Below are 18,223 nucleotides of genomic sequence, written 5' to 3'. Positions count from 1 at the left end.
GCTAAAATTGAAATAATAAATAAGCAAATTAAAATTAGAATTCTCATATAGATTCCTCATACTCGTAAATAATATTTATCCCCCATTTTTCTTTACATATTTTTAAGTAATAACTCATGAAAATGGTTGTTACTTTTTTTAACAAGAGAGATATATTCTTCACATCCATTTTTTAAATCGCTAAAATCCTTATTAATATAAGAGTTATATATATAATCTCCTAGATGGTCATAAGATTGAGGATCCACCGTTATATTGATATGATATTGACTTGCTATTTCATCCATATATGTTCCACCATAAACAAGGATAGGTACCCGCAAATATACGGCATAATATAACTTGATTGATAAAGCTGTATCTAAGTCCAATGTTCCGATTCCATATAAATTGTTTATAATATCCGATTCAGCTAAAAATTTAGGTGTATCGATTGAATCGAATCTCCCATGACATTTAACATTTCTATAGCCTTTTTCGATTGCATATTTTTCGAGTGCTTCTGCACCTTCTCCAAAATATTGGATTATAAATCTACTATCATTTCCGAGTGCATCGATTAATTTTTTGTCATTATTATAAAAGCGTACATAGCCTATAAACGATATTCGGATTGGTTCGTCCTTATTCTGTAAAGATTTTCTAGGCTCTATAGACTGCAACATTTTTTCATTAAAGCTATATACATTTACATAATCCAATGGCGGTAAGAATTTTTTAAACCCATCTGACGATATGGTTGTAAATGTAGCTGATCTTATGGCAGTTTTCATCATTAAATATACTGGCAAAAGTTTTTCCTTATTGTAATCTCGAATATTTAAGCAATATCTTTTTCTATATTTGAATGCTAAAAAGTCAGCGAACATAAAAGCTGTATAGCTATTCCAAACAATTATGAAATCGTATTTATTTTGTTGTATAATCCCTTTTGCATATTTTCTAAAGCCATAATATTTCATTACTTTTTTTAACATTGGCCAGTCTCTATGAATCCTTAATGGAAACCGATACACACTTTTAGCATGATTCGTTTCTGTTTCGTCATATTTATCAATATGAATCACATCATATGGAATACCATTTTGATCTAGAAAATCTGTATATAATGAGATCATTGTCATATGTTTAAAATTCACTGTACTTAAAATGCAAATTTTTTTCATTTACTATCTCCCTATAATTGCTTTAGGTTGTGTAGTAAGATAAATCCTCTAAACAGATTAATTACTACATAAATGATTTTGTTATTTATACCAAACAACCCGATTCACATAATCTGTATAGGATAATATGATTCTCAAAACTTTTTCCGAGACATTTGGCATGCTGTAGTCGGCAACTTTTCTTAGTGTTGATGGCTCCTGTGTCACCAAAATTCTTAATCCTTGAAGAATTCTTTCTTTCTTTAAACCAACCATCATGACTGATGCTTCTTCCATAGCTTCAGGTCTTTCATGAGCCTGTCGTATATTGAGTGCTTTAAATCCAAGAATGGAGGATTCTTCACTGATTGTTCCACTGTCACTTAATACGGCTTTTGCATTCATTTGAAGCTTATTGTAATCATTAAATCCAAGGGGCTTCATCGTTTGTACCAATGGATTAAAGGCAATTCCTTTTTCTATAATCTTTTTTCTTGTTCTAGGATGCGTACTTACGATTACTGGGTAGCAATATCGTTCTGCAATTTCATTTAAACTTTCCACTAAATCCTTGAAGTTCTCTTCTGAATTAATATTTTCTTCTCTATGTGCTGAGACTAATAAATATTTTTCCGCCTCAAGATTCAGTTGATTTAAAATATCCGATTTTTCAATGTCATCTTTCCGTGAATGCAAGACTTCAAACATTGGACTCCCAGTTTTGATAATTCTATCTGCTGGTAAACCCTCTTTTAATAGGTACTCTCTTGCAATATCGCTATATGTTAGATTGATATCTGAAATATGATCTACGATTTTACGATTCGTTTCTTCGGGTACTCTCTGGTCAAAACAACGATTGCCAGCCTCCATGTGGAAAATAGGTATATGTCTCTTCTTTGCTGCAATGGCACATAAGCAACTATTGGTATCTCCTAAAACAAGAAGGGCATCCGGTTGTACTTCTGCTAGAATAGGGTCAATTTCAACTAATATATTTCCTATTGTTTCAATGGCAGTACCTGTTGCTGCCTCGAGGAAAAAGTCTGGTTTTTTTAGATGGAAATCGTTAAAAAATACTTCATTTAATTCATAATCATAATTTTGCCCTGTATGTACAAGGTAATGTTGAATTGCATCTGAGTCTTCTAATTTATTGATAACTGCTGAAAGCCTTATAATTTCTGGTCTAGTACCGACTACTGTCATAACTTTCAACTTTTTCATTTTCCACCTCCAGATAATATGTATCGGGTTTTTCAGGGTTGAAAGATTCATTTGCCCACATGATGGTGACTAAATCGTTTGGTCCTATATTCACTATGGAGTGGGTATACCCTATAGGGATATCAACTACTTGTAAGGAATCACCACTTACTCGATATTCAACTATTTTGTCTGAGTCCCATTTTCTAAAACGAATTAACCCTTCACCACTTACAACTAAGAATTTCTCGTTTTTCGTGTGATGCCAGTGGTTGCCTTTTGTAATGCCAGGTTTGGAAACATTAACAGATACTTGTCCGCATTCGGATGTTCGAATGAATTCTGTAAATGATCCTCTACAATCTATATTCATGTTGAGATCGTACGAAAATTCATCTTCTGGTAAGAAGCTTAAATATGTGCTATACAGTTTTTTCGTTAGAGGATTTTCCATATTGGGAATACTTAAATTCCCTCTACTATCTTTAAAACTTCTTAATAGTTTTGCTAACTCTCCTAGGCGAATGGAGTGTGTAACTGGTACAACACAGTAATTTTCTTTCTTTGTTGGGTTTCCTTCCAAAGCTTTCATAAACTCTTCTAATACATCATCGATATAACAAAGATTCAATTCTGCTCCTGGATGGTGTACCTCAATTTTTAAGTTCCTTGCAATATTATGACAAAACGTTGCAACAACTGTGTTGTAGTTAGGCTTACTCCATTTACCGAACAAGTTTGGAAGTCGATAGATATAAACAGGCGAACCATTCTTTTTTCCATGATCGAAAAGTAAACCTTCTGCTGCCCTTTTGCTTAGTCCATATGGGTTATCCCTTTCCGCCTGTATCGATGAAGTCATTAATATAGGTGAAGGATTATTATGGAATTTTAGTAATTCGAGTAACTTTTCTGTTAGTCCATAATTAATATGAAGAAACTCCCTATTATCAGCTGGTCGATTCACACCAGCAAGATGAAATACAAAGTCACAATGTTTTGTATAATAATCAAGCACAGACTCGCTATCGTCTTTTGTAAAAGTAAAGATTTGGTCGTATCCTCTATTTTTCAGCTCCGCTACTAAGTTTTTTCCAACAAAGCCATTTGCACCTGTAATCAGGATATTCATAGAACCGCCTCCTCTAATTGTTTACGTGAACTTTTTGATTCCACTCCGCTAATTCTTGCTGAACATATTCAAGTTTTAGTAATTTTTCTTTAATTTGTTCAATTGTAAGAATCTGAGTATTATCAGAATTATATTCTTCCTCAAATGTTAGTTTTTGTTCGCCTTCTTCAAAATATTTGTTATAGTTGAGATCTCTTTGATCGGCTGGTACTCGATAAAAGTCGCCCATATCTTCTGCTACTAAAAACTCTTCTTTTGTTAGTAGTGTTTCATATCTTTTCTCCCCATGACGTGTGCCGATAATTGTAATTTCATTCTCCACATCGAAAAGTTCTTTAACAGCCGTAGCTAAATCACCGATTGTACTTGCTGGGGATTTTTGTACCATAATGTCCCCTGACTGTGCATGACAGAAAGCAAAGACTACCAATTCTACAGCTTCTTCTAAGCTCATTAAAAACCTTGTCATTTCGGGATCCGTAACAGTTAGTGGTTGTCCACTTTTTATTTGATTTATGAATAATGGGATAACAGATCCTCGAGATGCCATAACATTGCCATATCTTGTACCACAAATAATGGTTTCATCAGGGGAGACAGTTCTCGATTTCGATACAAATACCTTTTCCATCATCGCTTTTGAGATTCCCATTGCATTAATGGGGTATGCAGCTTTATCTGTTGAAAGGCAAATTACTTTTTTAACACCAAATGCAATAGCCGCAGTTAGTACATTATCTGTCCCCACGATATTTGTCTTCACTGCTTCTAAAGGAAAAAATTCACAAGATGGTACTTGTTTTAGTGCTGCTGCATGAAATATGTAGTCAACCCCATGCATGGCATTTTTGACACTAGCTAGATCTCTCACATCGCCAAGATAAAATTTCAATTTATCGCTTCTGTAATGTTTTCTCATATCATCTTGCTTTTTTTCATCCCTAGAGAAAATTCGAATTTCTTTGATGTCTGTATTTAAGAATCTTTTCATTACAGCGTTACCGAATGAGCCAGTACCACCTGTGATTAATAAAGTTTTACCTTCAAACATTCCCTCTACCTCACTTTTTCAAAATGACGTTCTAAAATTTCGACTGAACATTCCACATTTAAATTTTCTTCTAAGTATTTCCGACCATTCATACCCATCAATCGCAAGTTTTTGCTTAATGTCATTTCTTTTACCATATCGATAAATGCTTGTACATCACCTGACCAAACCCATTTACCGCATTTCTCTTGTGCAATTAATTCTCTTATATCCGTCACTTTGTCTGTTACTGCTAGAATAGGCTTTGCATATTCCATATAGGATAAAATACGTGAGGGATAATTTGGAATCGTAAAACGTGGGTCAAGAACAATTAGCCCAACATCACACTCTTTTGTAATTTGTTCATATTCAGTTCTTGGTAAGTTCCCAATTACTTGAGCATTTTGTATACTATGTTCTTCAATAGTCTTCTCTAATTTATAACGATCTGTTCCTCTTCCTATAAAAAGAAAGTAGATTTGTCTATCATCTTTACAAGCCTTAATGACCTCACAAAGAAGGTCAATATATTGTGGTCTCCCCATATTCCCTCCAAACAAGAAAACACAAGCCTCTTTTGGAATCCCAAACTTCGTTCTTAGGGAGTATTTGTTTACAACAAAATTAGCCGTCAATTTTTTGGTATTAGGAAACAATTCAACCTTTGAAGAATCTATCCATTGATTATGCTTAAGAACATATAGCTTGTTGGCATCCGACATACAACCTATATAATCTGCCGTTTCCAACAATTTCTTTTCCTTTTTGATAAAAAAATGATGAATCATGCTGTTTTTCTTGATAATCCCTATATCTACACCGTTTTGTGGGAATATATCTTTTAGCATTAAATAGGCTGGACAGTTAAAATGTTGCTTTGCCCATGCCACAACACTTTCATTTGTGACTGGTGGTGATTCAAATAAAATTAAGTCAAACTCCTTATTTCCTAAGTACTTTTTTATTCCTCTTTTCATAAGTACGGGCATTTTCAACGTAGTAAAACCTTTTTCTATAAAGCCCACGTCATAATAGTTGCCCGTCACAATTCGAAGAACATCGAATCCTCGCTCTTTTTTAATTTCTGTTTGTTGCTTGTTTTTTGCTTGTTCTGATACAGCAACTGTCATTTGATGGCCAGCACCTTGTAATGCTTCCGCCAAATCAGTATAAATTGTGGCTCCTTTTGTTGGTTCTGGAAAGGACGTCGCAATATAAAGTATTCTCAAAGAATTCCCATCTCCTTGCTTGTCTTAAAAGTTTTAGTTATATATCTAAATTCCATAAATGATAAACTTGGTGACATTCGGTTTGTCTACAACCTACTTTATGATAGAAATTAATAGCGCCTATATTGCGAATTTGGGTTCCTACATTAATTTCCTTGCTACCATGCTGTTTAGCTTTGTATTCAATAGCCCGAAATAGCTTTGTTCCGATTCCTCCGTTTGCCTCTTTAGGGGAAACGGCAATTAGTTCGATTATGCAGCGGTCTGAATTATAGGAATATAAAATAAAACCGTTTATGTCACCGTTTTTATTTTTTGATAGAGCAAAATATTTATCTGTTTTTATAAAGGCATTTAAAAGCCATTGTTTATAGACTTTTTCTCCACCTCTTTTAGCAAACTCAGGATCTTCTATAAATTTTGAAAAAGAAAAATCAGCCAGTTCTACTATTTGATTATTTTTCTCTAGTCCTTGATGAAAAGTAATATTTTCGGGTTTTTCCTGTGAAGCTACTAGTTTCTTACTAAATTGAATATTGACATCTGCCAAAAACGCTTGTGTGTCCTTTCCAATTAGTTGTGCATTAGTTGGATTTGAATATTGATTGATAATTGATACAAATTGGTAACTTTTGCTTTTGCCTCTTAATTCTTCCCACTCTTTCAACGACAGCGTATTGTTCAATACAGCTTTGGCGCTAGTAATTCCAAAAAATTCAGTATCCCACTTTAATTCAATAAAACATACAGCACTTTCTATCACTTTTGTCATGTGGATGTTCCTTTCTATACAGCCTTCGTTTCATCATTCTCCACAGATTCTTGTGTGAGATAAATGTCCTTACGTTTTAAAACTGAAATAACTGTTTTACATAGAACCTTTAGGTCAAGCCACCATGATAAATGATCAATATAGTAAATATCATGTTGAATTCTTTCTTTCCACGGAACGGTATTTCTAAAATATGCTTGGTTATACCCTGTCACTCCAGGACGAATTTCAAGCTTTCTACTTTCATTCCCTCTATATAGCTTTTGGTGTTCTGGTAAATCTGGGCGAGGACCAATAATACTCATATCTCCTTTTATAATGTTTAAAAGTTGCGGAGTTTCATCTAAGCTTGTCTTTCGGATAAATTTCCCTATTTTCGTGAGTCTAGGGTCATCCTCCGCGTTAAAAGTAGACCCATCATTATTGCGTAGATCTGGTGCATTTACTTTCATAGAGCGAAACTTATACATTTTAAACACTATTCCATCTTTGCCTAACCTTGAAGCATTGTAGAAAATGGGACCTTTATCTTGAATGTATATAATGGGAGCAATGATTGCTAAAACTACAATCCAAATTGGTAACGCAACTATTGCGAGGATTAAATCAAACGCTCTTTTTACGCACTTTTTATACACTTTTTATCACCCCGGACATCACCGACTTATCTTATTGCATCTTTGAAACATTGAATAACATATGTAACATCTTCATTACTTAATAAGGTATGAAGTGGTAAAGTAATTTCATTTTTAAACAAGTTCAATGCATTTGGATAATACTCAACGTCAAAGCCTAAATTTTTGTAGGCTGTAAACATTGGAAGGGGCTTATAATGAACATTACAAGCAATTCCCTTCGCTGCCATTTTGCAAATTACTTCATCTCTCTTTTCCGTATCGATACCAGGAATTCTTGTTATATAGAGATGACCAGAGGAAGAATAATCTGTACCAAAATGTTCTAATACTTGTATACCTAAAGGACAGAGACTTTGATCATACATTTCTATAATTTCCTTGCGTCTCTCTAGCAAACTTTCATATCGATTTAGTTGTGCTAATCCAATACCTGCTGTAATATCTGTCATATTAAACTTATAAGCTGGATAGATAATATCGTAATCCCATGAACCTTTTTGCGTTTTCGCCAGTGCGTCTTTTGATTGTCCATGAAGGCTATACAGCATAAATTGTTTATAAAGCCATTCATCATCTAAGCCACAAATATCTCGCCAAACGACTGCGCCACCTTCTGCTGTTGTTAGATTTTTCACTGCATGGAAGGAATAACATGTAAAATCTGCAACTTGTCCACAGTTTTTACCTTTTCTTTTTGCTCCTAAAGCATGAGCAGCATCTGTGATGACAATTACTCTATTAAATAATTCCTGTAATTTCGTGTTTGCTTGGAAGAGCTCTTTTTTCTCCTCAACTACCTCATAAATTGTATCGTAATCGCACATTTTACCAGCTAGGTCCACCGCGATAATGGCTTTTGTCTTTTCAGTAATTGCTGCAGCAAGCCTTTCGTAATCCATCTCAAATGAATCTAGTGCTGTATCAACTAAAACTATTTTTGCACCAACATGGTTGATGACTGAGGCAGTGGCTGTATACGTGTATGCTGTTGTGATAACCTCATCACCAGGTCCGATGCCCAGAATTCGTAATGTTAATTCCAAAGCAGCTGTTGCAGAATTCAAACAAACCGCCTTCTCTACCCCCACATACTGGGCAAGTCTCTTTTCAAATTCTTTTGTTTTCGGACCCGTGGTAATCCAGCCTGACTTCATTGCTTCAATTACTTCATAAATCTCTTGTTCTGTAATATCAGGAGGAGAAAAAGATATATTTCTATTACTCGTAATATTCATGTTAGAAACCTCACTTATTAAGTTTATGAAATGCTCATCAATGAATCAGATTTGCCATACTTGGTATTGGCTATGTTGAGAAGTGTTTGTTTCAATTCCTTTTGACTCATATGTGATAAAGATTCGGCAATTGCATATAGATTTTCTTTCTCCATCGGTTCTGCTTTCCCGATATGAATTTTGGGAAATACTTTTTCTTGTTGAATTTCGTTGTCATTTAGTAATTCTTCATAGAGTTTTTCACCTGGACGAACACCTGTATATTCGATTGGAATATCTGCTTCAGAGTACCCAGTTAATCGAATTAAGTTTTTGGCAAGATCCACAATTTTCACAGGTTCCCCCATATCGAGAACAAATACCTCACCTCCCTCTGCTAGCGATCCCGCTTGTATCACTAATCGAGCTGCTTCAGGAATGGTCATGAAATACCTTGTCATACGTTCATCGGTAACAGTCACGGGTCCACCCTTTGCAATTTGTTTTTTAAAAAGTGGAATAACAGATCCTCGAGAACCTAATACATTACCGAAACGCACAGCTGCGAATTTTGTTTTGCTTTCTTGCGCTAAATTTTGCACAATCATTTCAGCAAAACGTTTTGTTGCGCCCATAATATTAGGTGGATTCACAGCTTTGTCTGTTGAAATCATGACAAAGTTGCGAACATTGAAGGTATGTGCTGCTTCAGCAACGTTCTTAGTTCCGAAGATGTTATTTTTAACTGCCTCCATCGGATTATCCTCCATTAAAGGAACATGCTTATGAGCAGCTGCATGATATATGACATTTGGTCGATAGTTATTGATAATATCAAAAATCCTATTCCGATCACGGATATCTGCAATAATTTCAACTAGTTCTGTTTGTCCGTTTTGAACAGTTTCCATACCTTTTAATTCCATATAAATGTTGTAAATAGAATTTTCTCCATGACCTAACAATAATAATTGCTTTGGTTTAAAATTCATCACCTGTCTACAGATTTCAGATCCAATTGAACCACCTGCACCTGTTACCAATACAATTTGCTCGGTAAGTTTGTTTGAAACAGTTTTCATATCAAGCTTGATTTCTTCTCGACCAAGTAAGTCTTCTATATTGACATCTCGAATTTCTTTGATGGAAATTTCCCCAGTGAGTAAATCATCTATTAATGGGACGGTTTGTGTTTTGATTCCTGTTGCTAGGCATTGTTGTGATAAGTTCGCAAGATCTTTGCGATTCATAGAAGGGATAGCAATTAAAATATGTTCTACTTCAAAACTTTCAATCACTTGTTTTAGTTGAAGTCTCCCTCCTAATACTCGAATTCCAAGTACTTCTAAACCAACCTTAGAGGGATCATCGTCCAAAAATGCCACAGGCTTCAATCGTGAGGTATTGCTTCGTTGAAGTTGTCGTACAATCATTGAACCTGTTGACCCTGCGCCAATTATTAGTGTTCGTTTTTGATTTTTGGGACAACTTTTATGGCAAATTTTATCGCGGAACATTCGCCACGAAATTCGTGAACCACCAATTAACAATAGATGTAACATCCATGTAATCATTAACGGAGTGAACATAATATTTCGAATAAAAATGAATTGAACAATTGCTACTATAAATATTGAATATGTTACTGCTTTGAAAATGGATGTTAGCTCACCTATAGACGCATATTCCCATACTTTTCGATATAGACCGTAATACATGGCCGAAACATGATGTGCAAAAAAGAATGTTAAAGAGCTTACAAGTAAAATTTTTTCTTTAAAGGGGTTAATCGTTGGATGTAAAAGAAAATATCCAACAAAAATCGAAAATAAAACGATCACTGAATCTAAAGTAGCCAGTAATAACATTCTATTTTTCAGCTTCACTCATACTTACCTCCTATTATTTATTCTTTGAAACCTCAAAGAGTCTTAATATTCCAAATAGCAAAATTTCTAAACACCTATTTTCCACCAAGCTTTTTTCTTTGGTGTTTCTGGTTCTAACAAAATAACATCTCTATTTGTTATAACTCTCTCATTATTTTCTAAAAGAATATCTATATAATCTCCTAGGCCACGCTTTTCCAAATAAGTAAGGCATTTGTTGAATAGAAACGGCCGATTGTCTAAGTTATGAGCGTCTGATCCAATCGTATGTACAAGATTGGCATCAAGTAATTCTAGCGCAACTTTCTGAACCCCACGTCCAAAATGTCCACATAAAGACCCAGTTGTAACTTGTCCCATTGCACCTTGGCATACTAATTTTGCTAATAGTTCTGGTTTTTCAGCTATCCCCTTATTTCGTTCTGGGTGAGCAATAATTGGAATAATATTGTTAGAAAGTAACTGATTCACCACGCTAAATACATAGTGTGGTACATTTTGAGATGGTAACTCTAATAGCAAATATTTTGAATCCGCTAATGTGAGTAGTTCTTCCTCAACTATCCCTGGAATAATCCTTTCATGTAGACGAATTTCATGACCTTGATAAAGAGTAAGCGGTATTCGTCTTTTCTCTAGTTCTTTTTGCAACTTATCAAGTTGATTCTTTACTTCAATTGCATCGACATGGTATTGTGGTTGTTTTGCATGGGAAGTCGAAACGATTCCGGTTATACCTTCTTTAACTGCTTGCTCTAACATTTGAATCGATTCTTCTTCCGACGATGGCCCATCGTCAACTCCAAAAAGTATATGACTATGTAAGTCAATCATTTAAAAGCTCCTCCTTATTACACATCTTAGCTATAGCTATAATAGGAATTATAATAATATGAACTCCTTTCAACTTTCACATTATTTAATACTGTCCCTAAAATTTGTGCATTTGATGATTTTAATACTTCAACAGCCTTTTCTGCTGCCTTTCGATCTGTTTCCTGTGAATTAATCACTAAAATTGAGCCATCCACTGCATTTGCTAAAATTTGTGCATCTGCTACTGCTAATATAGGCGGTGCATCAAATATAATAATGTTATATTTTTCTTTACTATAATTAATGATTTCTGACAACATCTTCCCGCCAAGTAATTCTGAAGGGTTGGGGGGGATAGGGCCACTTGTTATAATATCTAGATTCGGGATACCCGACCTCCGAATTACTTCGTTTAATTTAGATTGTTTGGATAGTACACTAGATATACCAGTTGTATTGGTCAAATTGAAAGTATATTGAACAGTGGGCTTGCGCATATCAGAATCGATAAATAATACTTTTTTACCTTCTTCTGCAAAAAGGCAAGCTAGATTAGCAGAAATTGTGGATTTCCCTTCATTTGCAAATGAAGAAGTAACAAGAATCGTTTGCAATTCATCCGCCGGTTTCGAAAATTTAATATTGGTGCGTAATGTCCTAAATTGCTCTGATATATAAGATTGAGGATTTTTTCGTACGATCAGCTTTCGTGCTGCCTGCTGTAGTTTTAATTTTTTCTTTTTTCTCATGATACAACCTCCCTTTTCTCTGTTTCTGATTGACGAGGTACAGTTGATTTGCTTTTTTTCATTTTTGGCATAACACTAATTACACCGAGTACCGGTAACCCAAGCATTTCTTCCACTTCTTTCTCGGATTTGAAAGTCTTATCTAAATATTCAAGTAAAAAGGCCATTCCTATCCCCGCCATTAATCCAATTACCAACGCTATAGCCATATTTAACTCAGGATTTGGTTTAACAGGAACAAGGCTGTCACTTAATTCTGCAGGCATTAGGATATTGACATTATCAACTTTCATCATTTTTTTAACTTCTTTTTCAAAAACATTAGCTACTTCATTTGCAATGGCCACTGCCTGTTCAGGCTTAGTATCCGTCACTACAACAGTCATAACTTTGGAGTTTTGTTCATTGTTCACCTCAATTTTTCCATTAAGTTGGCTTGCCTTAGTATCTAAATATAAATTATTGATTACTTGGTTAAGAATTACGGGACTTTTAATAATAACGTTGTAGGTATTGATCAACTGCAAATCTGTTTGCGTATCTTGAAACTGTGTTTGCCTATCTTTCGACTCTTTATTGACAAGAATCTGTGTTGTAGCTTGGTATTGCGGGGTTAGGAGGTAATAACTTATTGCTGCAGTTAGAGCGACTGCTAGTATTGTAATGAGTGCTATAATCCCCCATCGCTTTCGTAATATTTTCGTCACATCTCGGATACTTATCATTTCCTCCATCAATCGATAACCTCCATTAATAGTAAAAATATTTCCTTTTTACACAATATTCAACATTCGCTATCATACTAACACATTTTATAACCTGAATTAGTAAATATTACTAAGGAAAATGTATGGTTTTTTTTATAGTTTGTATTTTTAGGTAAAAATTTGATATAACTTTTCTACTTACTAACTAGCTTTCTTATATCCTTTTCTTCCCATTATCAAAATATTCAAAACATCTTTTTTATATAAATATTTGTTGTTAATATTGATGTAATGCCAAATCCATCCAATGAGTAAAAAGATTTATCAGCTAGAATGGACTGAATATTTAGTAAAATAAAAAAACTACTTGATTTCACTTTAGAAATAAGTAGTTTTTTAAAATTATATTTTAAATTATTTTTATAATAATTAGATTTTCCTATATACGGGCAAATAACAATTGTTTAATTCATTATCTACTGGAATGATTCTATGAAATCCACTCATTATCACAAATTAGGCCATCACGATTGTATGACCTATTGAAATAAGGCCATTTTAAATTACTTTACCAGTATCCAATGTTTACTAAAAGTCCTATTCAATTACCCTATTCATTTTCAAAAATTCGTTTTTAATTTTTTCTAACTTTGCATCTGCTTCTGCTGCGGTCGTGCCAACTACGCCAAAATAATACTTGCATTTTGGCTCTGTACCAGATGGCCTCACAGCAATCCACGACTCATCTACTAACCTAAATTTAAGGACATTTTCTTTCGGCAAGGTTAATACTTCTACTTGTTCATTTGCAAATTTTGCTTCACTACTTAGGTAATCTTCTATACAATAAACAGGAATACCCGCGATTTCTTTTGGAAGATGTGCACGCAATCTGTCTAATAATAGCGACATTTGTTGAACCCCGCTTTGTCCTTCATATACTTGTGAGACAAATGCTTCACGGTGATAACCATAGGTAATATACAATTCTTCTAATGCGTCTAATAATGTCTGATTATTAGTTGAATAGTATCCGGCAATTTCTGCTATTAACAATGCCATTTGAACAGCATCTTTGTCGCGGACAAAGTTTTTTACTAAATAGCCATAGCTTTCCTCATAACCAAAAAGAAAACGATGAGTACCTGTTATTTCAAACTCTTCAATTTTTTCAGCAATGTATTTGAATCCTGTTAATGTATTGATAGTTTGCACTTGATAGTTTTTAGCAATTTTAGCACCAAATTCAGAAGTTACAATTGTTTTTATTAACACAGCATTTGTTGGTAAGGTGTTTTTCTCTGATTTTGATTTAACTAAATAATCTGTTACTAAAGCGCCAATTTGATTGCCCGTTAACAACTGATAGTCATCCTCGTTTCGAACGGCAACACCTAATCGATCGGAATCTGGGTCTGTAGCTAATAATAGATCTGCCGAAACTTTTTTTCCTAAATCCATAGCCATTTTAAAGGTAGCTGGCTCTTCAGGGTTTGGATTCCTTATTGTTGGGAAATTACCATCTTGAATTGCTTGTTCATCTACAACATGAATATTTGTATATCCTGCTGATTTTAATGCTTGTATTACAGGAATGCATCCAGCACCGTGGAGTGGTGTGTAAATAATAGAGTAGTCTCTTTTTATATCTTCCCGCTCAGAAATGGTTCTAAGGTTTTCTTGAAAAGTTGTGTCGATTTCTTTTAGAATGTCAGTATAGAGTTCCATTTTCTTCAAGATTTCGACATCTTCTACTTCAATTTCAAAAATATCATTAATCTGATTCATCATTTGAATAATGGTCGTTGCATGTGCAGGTGTTAACTGCGCCCCATCTTCACCATACACTTTAAAGCCGTTATAATCTTTTGGATTGTGGCTCGCAGTTATCATGACCCCTGCATAAGCATGTATGTGCCGAACCGCAAAGGAAAGTTCTGGTGTAGGTCGTGGCTCCGTAAACACAAAGGATTTAATCCCATTTGCACCAAGAACGCGAGCTGTTTCTAATGCGAATACTCGTGAATAATGGCGCGTATCATATGAAATAGCAACACCACGCTCCATTGCATCTTTTCCATTTTTAACAATATATTGAGCCAATCCAAATGCAACTCGTCGAATAGTAAATATATTGATTCGATTTGTACCTACACCAAGTAAACCGCGCATACCTGCAGTACCAAATTTTATATATTGGTAGAAACGGTCGTTAATCGCATCTGAGTTATTTTCAATGGATCCAAGTTCTTGTTGTAGCTCTTTTGGTAAATCTGCTTTTTTCCATGAATTATATAGAATATGTGTCACGCAATGCTCCCCTTTTCTTTGTTTATATAGTATGTATATTATGACACAGTAAAATATTCCTAACAAAGGTACATTTGATATCTCTATGTAAATTATTTAAATTTTGTGATAGACATTTTCATGAAACCTATGTAACTATATTGTGGTCTTATAGTATAGAAAGCTCTTGAAGTGAATGACCGTTTTCCTATCTTTAATTTTGAAAGATTGATTAATTATAGTTCTTATTTAATAGATTACTATTGGAGGCTTTTTAAAATGGAGCAACGTCGAACGAAGAAACGTAAGAAGAAGCACTTATTACGGTGGATTGTCGGCATATTCGCCGTACTTCTGGTAGCTGGTGGGGCTTATGCTTTTAATGTCTATCAAAGTTTTCACAAAAACTTTGCCAAAATGCAAGTTACACATATGACTGACAAACGAACGAAAGAAGTATCTCTTAAGAAAGTCGACCCTGTTTCAATTTTGTTATTGGGCGTCGACGAACGAAAAGGTGACAAAGGCCGTTCCGATACCATGATTGTTCTTACGGCAAATCCACAAACCAAGGATATTAAAATGGTGAGTATCCCACGTGATACGTATACAAAAATCGTTGGTCATGGAACGGAAGACAAACTGAATCATGCCTATGCATTTGGTGGCATCAAAATGGCCACCGATTCTGTAGAAAATTTGCTCAACATTCCGATTGACTATGTCGCAAAGGTTAATATGGAAGGTTTCAAAGACATCGTCAATGCCGTTGGCGGGATTACAGTAAACAACAACTTAGCATTCAAACAATTTAAATATAATTTCCCTAAAGGTCCTGTAAATCTAACTGGCGATGCTGCCCTTGCCTATGTTCGCATGCGTCACGAAGACCCACAAGGTGACTTTGGAAGACAAAATCGCCAAAAACAGATCATCTCAGGTATCCTTCAAGAAGTAACATCAGCAAAAACACTAACTAACTATGATGCCATCTTCAATGCCCTAGGTAAAAACGTACAAACAAGCTTTACCCTATCTGATTTGAACAGCCTACAACAAAACTATAAAGACTGTATCGGCAACATTGAACAAATCAGTTTTGAAAAGGGCCAAGGCGAAATCATGAATGGCATCTGGTATTATAAAATGGATCCAACCGAGTTAGCTAGTGTATCTAAGGAACTTCGAAAGCATTTGGAATTACCGGAAGATGGGAAGTAAAGAAGGGCCAGTAACTACGGTTACTGGCCTTTGTCTTTTTTTGTGTGCTAGGTAAAAAGAAAAGGATCAGTCATAGATTTGGCTGGTCCTTTATTAAGCGTATGATTTAGTGTTTCCGAATAATTTAATGCTAAAATCACTAAAGTAGATACCCAAATGAACCTTCCTCCAACCAAGATACAATTTTGGATTAAGAGGAAGATTTTACCTTTAATAAATTTCGAGTCTTATAAAAACTTATGCTAGTCGATTGGCTACATTTTTAAAAGCTTTTTTTATTGTTCCCATTCCTTCTAACATAATCCTTGCGTCAGCATTTAGATAAGATATAATTTCTTCTCTTAAGAAGAGTTGTTCTTTACCTTTTATGGTCAGTTTTATACCTCTCACATCAAATTTAGACGCATAAATGTTGATTGCATTAATCGTACCTATTTCTGAACGTGTTAAGGGCTTTTCACCTTGTTCTAATTTTTCATTGATAAAATTTAGTATTTCTCTAGCGTTACTTTTTAAATGTACTTTGAATTGTTCAACAAATCCCAAATTTTCTTCCATTAATCTTCTTGCAGAAACAAAATCCAATTCATCCACTGCTTTATTAATTATAAGAATAAGTTCTTTACTATCCAAAACAATTGCCTCTTTCTAATTCATTCTCTAAACTTTATCGGTTTATATTAAATAAATTTGAAGCAAGAATTTATTACGGTAATGTTAAGATGCTCCAGCCGCAAATATTTTACAAATTCCCCTATATTAATTCCTTCGCTAATAATGTAAAACTTTGTACTCTACTTTCAAAGTTGTATTGATTGCAGTTGAACATGGCTTCGTCAAAACCGTATTGTTGTTGGTCTGAAAGTATGACATCCGCAACATCTTTGGCAGTTCCGACTAGGTTAAGTTTTCGGTTATCTTGGATGAAGGTCTTTTCCATTTCGGTTAATGGGTAGTCTTTTGCTTCTTCCGGTGACATTGTTTGGATTAACTTTCCTCTCATCAGTAGCATTCTTTGGATATCAATTGGTTTTGCTAAGTATTCCGCTTCTTCTCTCGTTTCGGCTACTGTTGCTGCATATGTCACAAGGATTTGTGATTCTGGCATGAATTCAGATGGCTCGAAATTATCTCTGTACGTGTCGAAAATTTCTCTAGTCATTCCACCATTAAAGAATTGGGCAAAAGAGTAACCTACCCCTAATCTTCCCGCGCGCAATGCACTGTTGCCTGTAGATCCTAACAGCCACGCTTCTGGTAGTTCAACTTGTGTTGGTGAAGCGATTACTGGATCATATAATGGATGATTTGGCCTTTGATCACTCAATAATTTTAGCGTCAATTCAATATCCTTGTATTGGTCGCTCATCTCCGGGCGTCTCCCTTTTGCAAGCGCAAATGTTGAATAGTTGTCTCCGCCTGGTGCACGGCCAACGCCGAAATCAATGCGCCCTGGTGAGAATGCACTTAACGTCTTGAACACTTCCGCTAATTTTAATGGTGAGTAGTGCATCATCATAACGCCACCTGTGCCGATTCGAATCCGATTCGTTTTTGCTGCTAAGTGTGTAGCGATAATCTCCGGTGCAGAACTTGCAAGCGACTGCATGCTATGATGTTCTGCCAACCACATCCGATGATACCCCAACTCTTCCCCTAGCAACGCCAATCTTTCGCTATTTTCTAATCCTTGTGCAGGTTTTAATCCTTTTGCGATTGGTACTTGATCTAAAATGCTTAACTTCATATTGGTAACATCCTTTCTGATTCTGACTATTTTTTATTTATGATCTATAATAGTTAGCTTATTAAATTCGTTTATCATCAATATAGTCATTACTATTTTTCATTATCCATCGTTGTAGTTGGAGAAAATCTCTCTCCCTTATATTAAACTCTTGTTAACAAAAAGTTAAAATGAAAAGAACTAGTGCTATATACTCCATTCTTTAAATGAACTTATTTAAATATTTCCGTAAGTTGTACTGCCCTCGTTCAGACTTCAATCCATATACAAGCTGATATATCCAGCTACTAGTATGCTAATAGCTCGTTTGTAACCACTTAGTTCATAGAGAATGACTCAGGTTTAATTAGAGGGATAATCAACAAACCTAAATCATTCCCCAAAAACTGTAAACCCTTCCGCCACATAAAATAAACCTTAATTAATAATTACA

At 34.8% G+C, this 18,223-nt stretch carries 16 protein-coding genes; 1 reads left to right on the top strand and 15 read right to left on the bottom strand.

Features of this window, described 5'->3' with window-relative positions; all coding sequences use genetic code 11:
• Positions 1–92: 92 nt before the first annotated feature.
• From ACWV26_RS02435 to ACWV26_RS02375, 13 genes are all read right to left on the bottom strand, one after another.
• On the bottom strand, positions 93–1,166 hold the full coding sequence (locus tag ACWV26_RS02435; RefSeq protein ID WP_455896790.1) for a capsular biosynthesis protein: 1,074 nt from the start codon (positions 1,164–1,166) through the stop codon (positions 93–95).
• Between the two features lie 81 nt (positions 1,167–1,247).
• On the bottom strand, positions 1,248–2,372 hold the full coding sequence (wecB, locus tag ACWV26_RS02430; protein ID WP_455896789.1) for a non-hydrolyzing UDP-N-acetylglucosamine 2-epimerase: 1,125 nt from the start codon (positions 2,370–2,372) through the stop codon (positions 1,248–1,250).
• Positions 2,335–3,483 carry a polysaccharide biosynthesis C-terminal domain-containing protein gene (locus ACWV26_RS02425; RefSeq protein WP_455896788.1) on the bottom strand — a complete coding sequence of 383 codons (1,149 nt, stop codon included), beginning with the start codon at positions 3,481–3,483 and terminating at the stop codon, positions 2,335–2,337. The genes wecB and ACWV26_RS02425 overlap by 38 nt, the downstream gene beginning before the upstream one ends.
• Positions 3,484–3,496: 13 nt before the next feature.
• Positions 3,497–4,534 carry a polysaccharide biosynthesis protein gene (locus tag ACWV26_RS02420; RefSeq protein ID WP_455896787.1) on the bottom strand — a complete coding sequence of 346 codons (1,038 nt, stop codon included), beginning with the start codon at positions 4,532–4,534 and terminating at the stop codon, positions 3,497–3,499.
• Positions 4,535–4,539: 5 nt separating this feature from the next.
• Positions 4,540–5,745, bottom strand: a complete 1,206-nt coding sequence (locus tag ACWV26_RS02415; RefSeq protein WP_455896786.1) for a glycosyltransferase family 4 protein — start codon at positions 5,743–5,745, stop codon at positions 4,540–4,542.
• A 37-nt stretch (positions 5,746–5,782) separates the two neighbouring features.
• A complete protein-coding gene (locus tag ACWV26_RS02410) occupies positions 5,783–6,517 on the bottom strand; it encodes a GNAT family N-acetyltransferase (protein WP_455896785.1) in 735 nt (244 codons plus the stop codon).
• Between the two features lie 14 nt (positions 6,518–6,531).
• Positions 6,532–7,155: a sugar transferase gene (locus ACWV26_RS02405; RefSeq protein WP_455896784.1), complete on the bottom strand. Its 624-nt coding sequence runs from the start codon at positions 7,153–7,155 to the stop codon at positions 6,532–6,534.
• 26 nt (positions 7,156–7,181) lie between these two features.
• Positions 7,182–8,393, bottom strand: a complete 1,212-nt coding sequence (locus ACWV26_RS02400) for a DegT/DnrJ/EryC1/StrS family aminotransferase (RefSeq protein WP_455896783.1) — start codon at positions 8,391–8,393, stop codon at positions 7,182–7,184.
• Between the two features lie 23 nt (positions 8,394–8,416).
• Complete coding sequence (locus ACWV26_RS02395) at positions 8,417–10,258, bottom strand: polysaccharide biosynthesis protein (protein ID WP_455896782.1); 1,842 nt, start codon at positions 10,256–10,258, stop codon at positions 8,417–8,419.
• A gap of 69 nt (positions 10,259–10,327) precedes the next feature.
• Positions 10,328–11,095, bottom strand: coding sequence for a tyrosine-protein phosphatase (locus ACWV26_RS02390; protein ID WP_455896781.1), 768 nt, complete (start codon positions 11,093–11,095; stop codon positions 10,328–10,330).
• A 26-nt stretch (positions 11,096–11,121) separates the two neighbouring features.
• Positions 11,122–11,826, bottom strand: a complete 705-nt coding sequence (locus ACWV26_RS02385) for a CpsD/CapB family tyrosine-protein kinase (protein ID WP_455896780.1) — start codon at positions 11,824–11,826, stop codon at positions 11,122–11,124.
• Positions 11,823–12,560: a YveK family protein gene (locus tag ACWV26_RS02380; protein ID WP_455896779.1), complete on the bottom strand. Its 738-nt coding sequence runs from the start codon at positions 12,558–12,560 to the stop codon at positions 11,823–11,825. Before ACWV26_RS02380 ends, ACWV26_RS02385 begins: the two co-directional genes overlap by 4 nt.
• A 570-nt stretch (positions 12,561–13,130) precedes the next feature.
• The gene (locus ACWV26_RS02375) at positions 13,131–14,843 is read right to left on the bottom strand and encodes a phospho-sugar mutase (protein WP_455896778.1); all 1,713 of its coding nucleotides are present in this window, start codon (positions 14,841–14,843) and stop codon (positions 13,131–13,133) included.
• A 258-nt stretch (positions 14,844–15,101) separates the two neighbouring features.
• Here ACWV26_RS02375 and ACWV26_RS02370 point away from each other — a divergent pair, with 258 nt between their 5' ends.
• Positions 15,102–16,043, top strand: a complete 942-nt coding sequence (locus tag ACWV26_RS02370; RefSeq protein WP_455896777.1) for an LCP family glycopolymer transferase — start codon at positions 15,102–15,104, stop codon at positions 16,041–16,043.
• A 237-nt stretch (positions 16,044–16,280) separates the two neighbouring features.
• On the opposite strand, the gene ACWV26_RS02365 is transcribed toward ACWV26_RS02370, so the two are convergent.
• Both ACWV26_RS02365 and ACWV26_RS02360 read right to left on the bottom strand, forming a co-directional pair.
• Entirely contained in the window at positions 16,281–16,676 is a 396-nt protein-coding gene (locus ACWV26_RS02365; RefSeq protein ID WP_455896776.1) for a hypothetical protein, read from the bottom strand.
• Positions 16,677–16,797: 121 nt separating this feature from the next.
• Entirely contained in the window at positions 16,798–17,790 is a 993-nt protein-coding gene (locus ACWV26_RS02360; protein ID WP_455896775.1) for an LLM class flavin-dependent oxidoreductase, read from the bottom strand.
• Between the last annotated feature and the right edge of the window lie 433 nt (positions 17,791–18,223).

Source organism: Rummeliibacillus sp. JY-2-4R (assembly GCF_053847205.1).
This window is presented reverse-complemented; position numbering and strand designations above follow the sequence as displayed.

Bases quoted from the DNA above. Each gene is read 5' to 3' on its own strand.
- ACWV26_RS02425 (WP_455896788.1), bottom strand. From the start codon at position 3,483: ATGAATATCCTGATTACAGGTGCAAATGGCTTTGTTGGAAAAAACTTA.
- ACWV26_RS02410 (WP_455896785.1), bottom strand. From the start codon at position 6,517: ATGACAAAAGTGATAGAAAGTGCTGTATGTTTTATTGAATTAAAGTGG.
- ACWV26_RS02390 (WP_455896781.1), bottom strand. From the start codon at position 11,095: ATGATTGACTTACATAGTCATATACTTTTTGGAGTTGACGATGGGCCA.
- ACWV26_RS02380 (WP_455896779.1), bottom strand. From the start codon at position 12,560: ATGGAGGAAATGATAAGTATCCGAGATGTGACGAAAATATTACGAAAG.
- ACWV26_RS02385 (WP_455896780.1), bottom strand. From the start codon at position 11,826: ATGAGAAAAAAGAAAAAATTAAAACTACAGCAGGCAGCACGAAAGCTG.
- ACWV26_RS02435 (WP_455896790.1), bottom strand. From the start codon at position 1,166: ATGAAAAAAATTTGCATTTTAAGTACAGTGAATTTTAAACATATGACA.
- ACWV26_RS02400 (WP_455896783.1), bottom strand. From the start codon at position 8,393: ATGAATATTACGAGTAATAGAAATATATCTTTTTCTCCTCCTGATATT.
- ACWV26_RS02370 (WP_455896777.1), top strand. From the start codon at position 15,102: ATGGAGCAACGTCGAACGAAGAAACGTAAGAAGAAGCACTTATTACGG.
- wecB (WP_455896789.1), bottom strand. From the start codon at position 2,372: ATGAAAAAGTTGAAAGTTATGACAGTAGTCGGTACTAGACCAGAAATT.
- ACWV26_RS02360 (WP_455896775.1), bottom strand. From the start codon at position 17,790: ATGAAGTTAAGCATTTTAGATCAAGTACCAATCGCAAAAGGATTAAAA.
- ACWV26_RS02420 (WP_455896787.1), bottom strand. From the start codon at position 4,534: ATGTTTGAAGGTAAAACTTTATTAATCACAGGTGGTACTGGCTCATTC.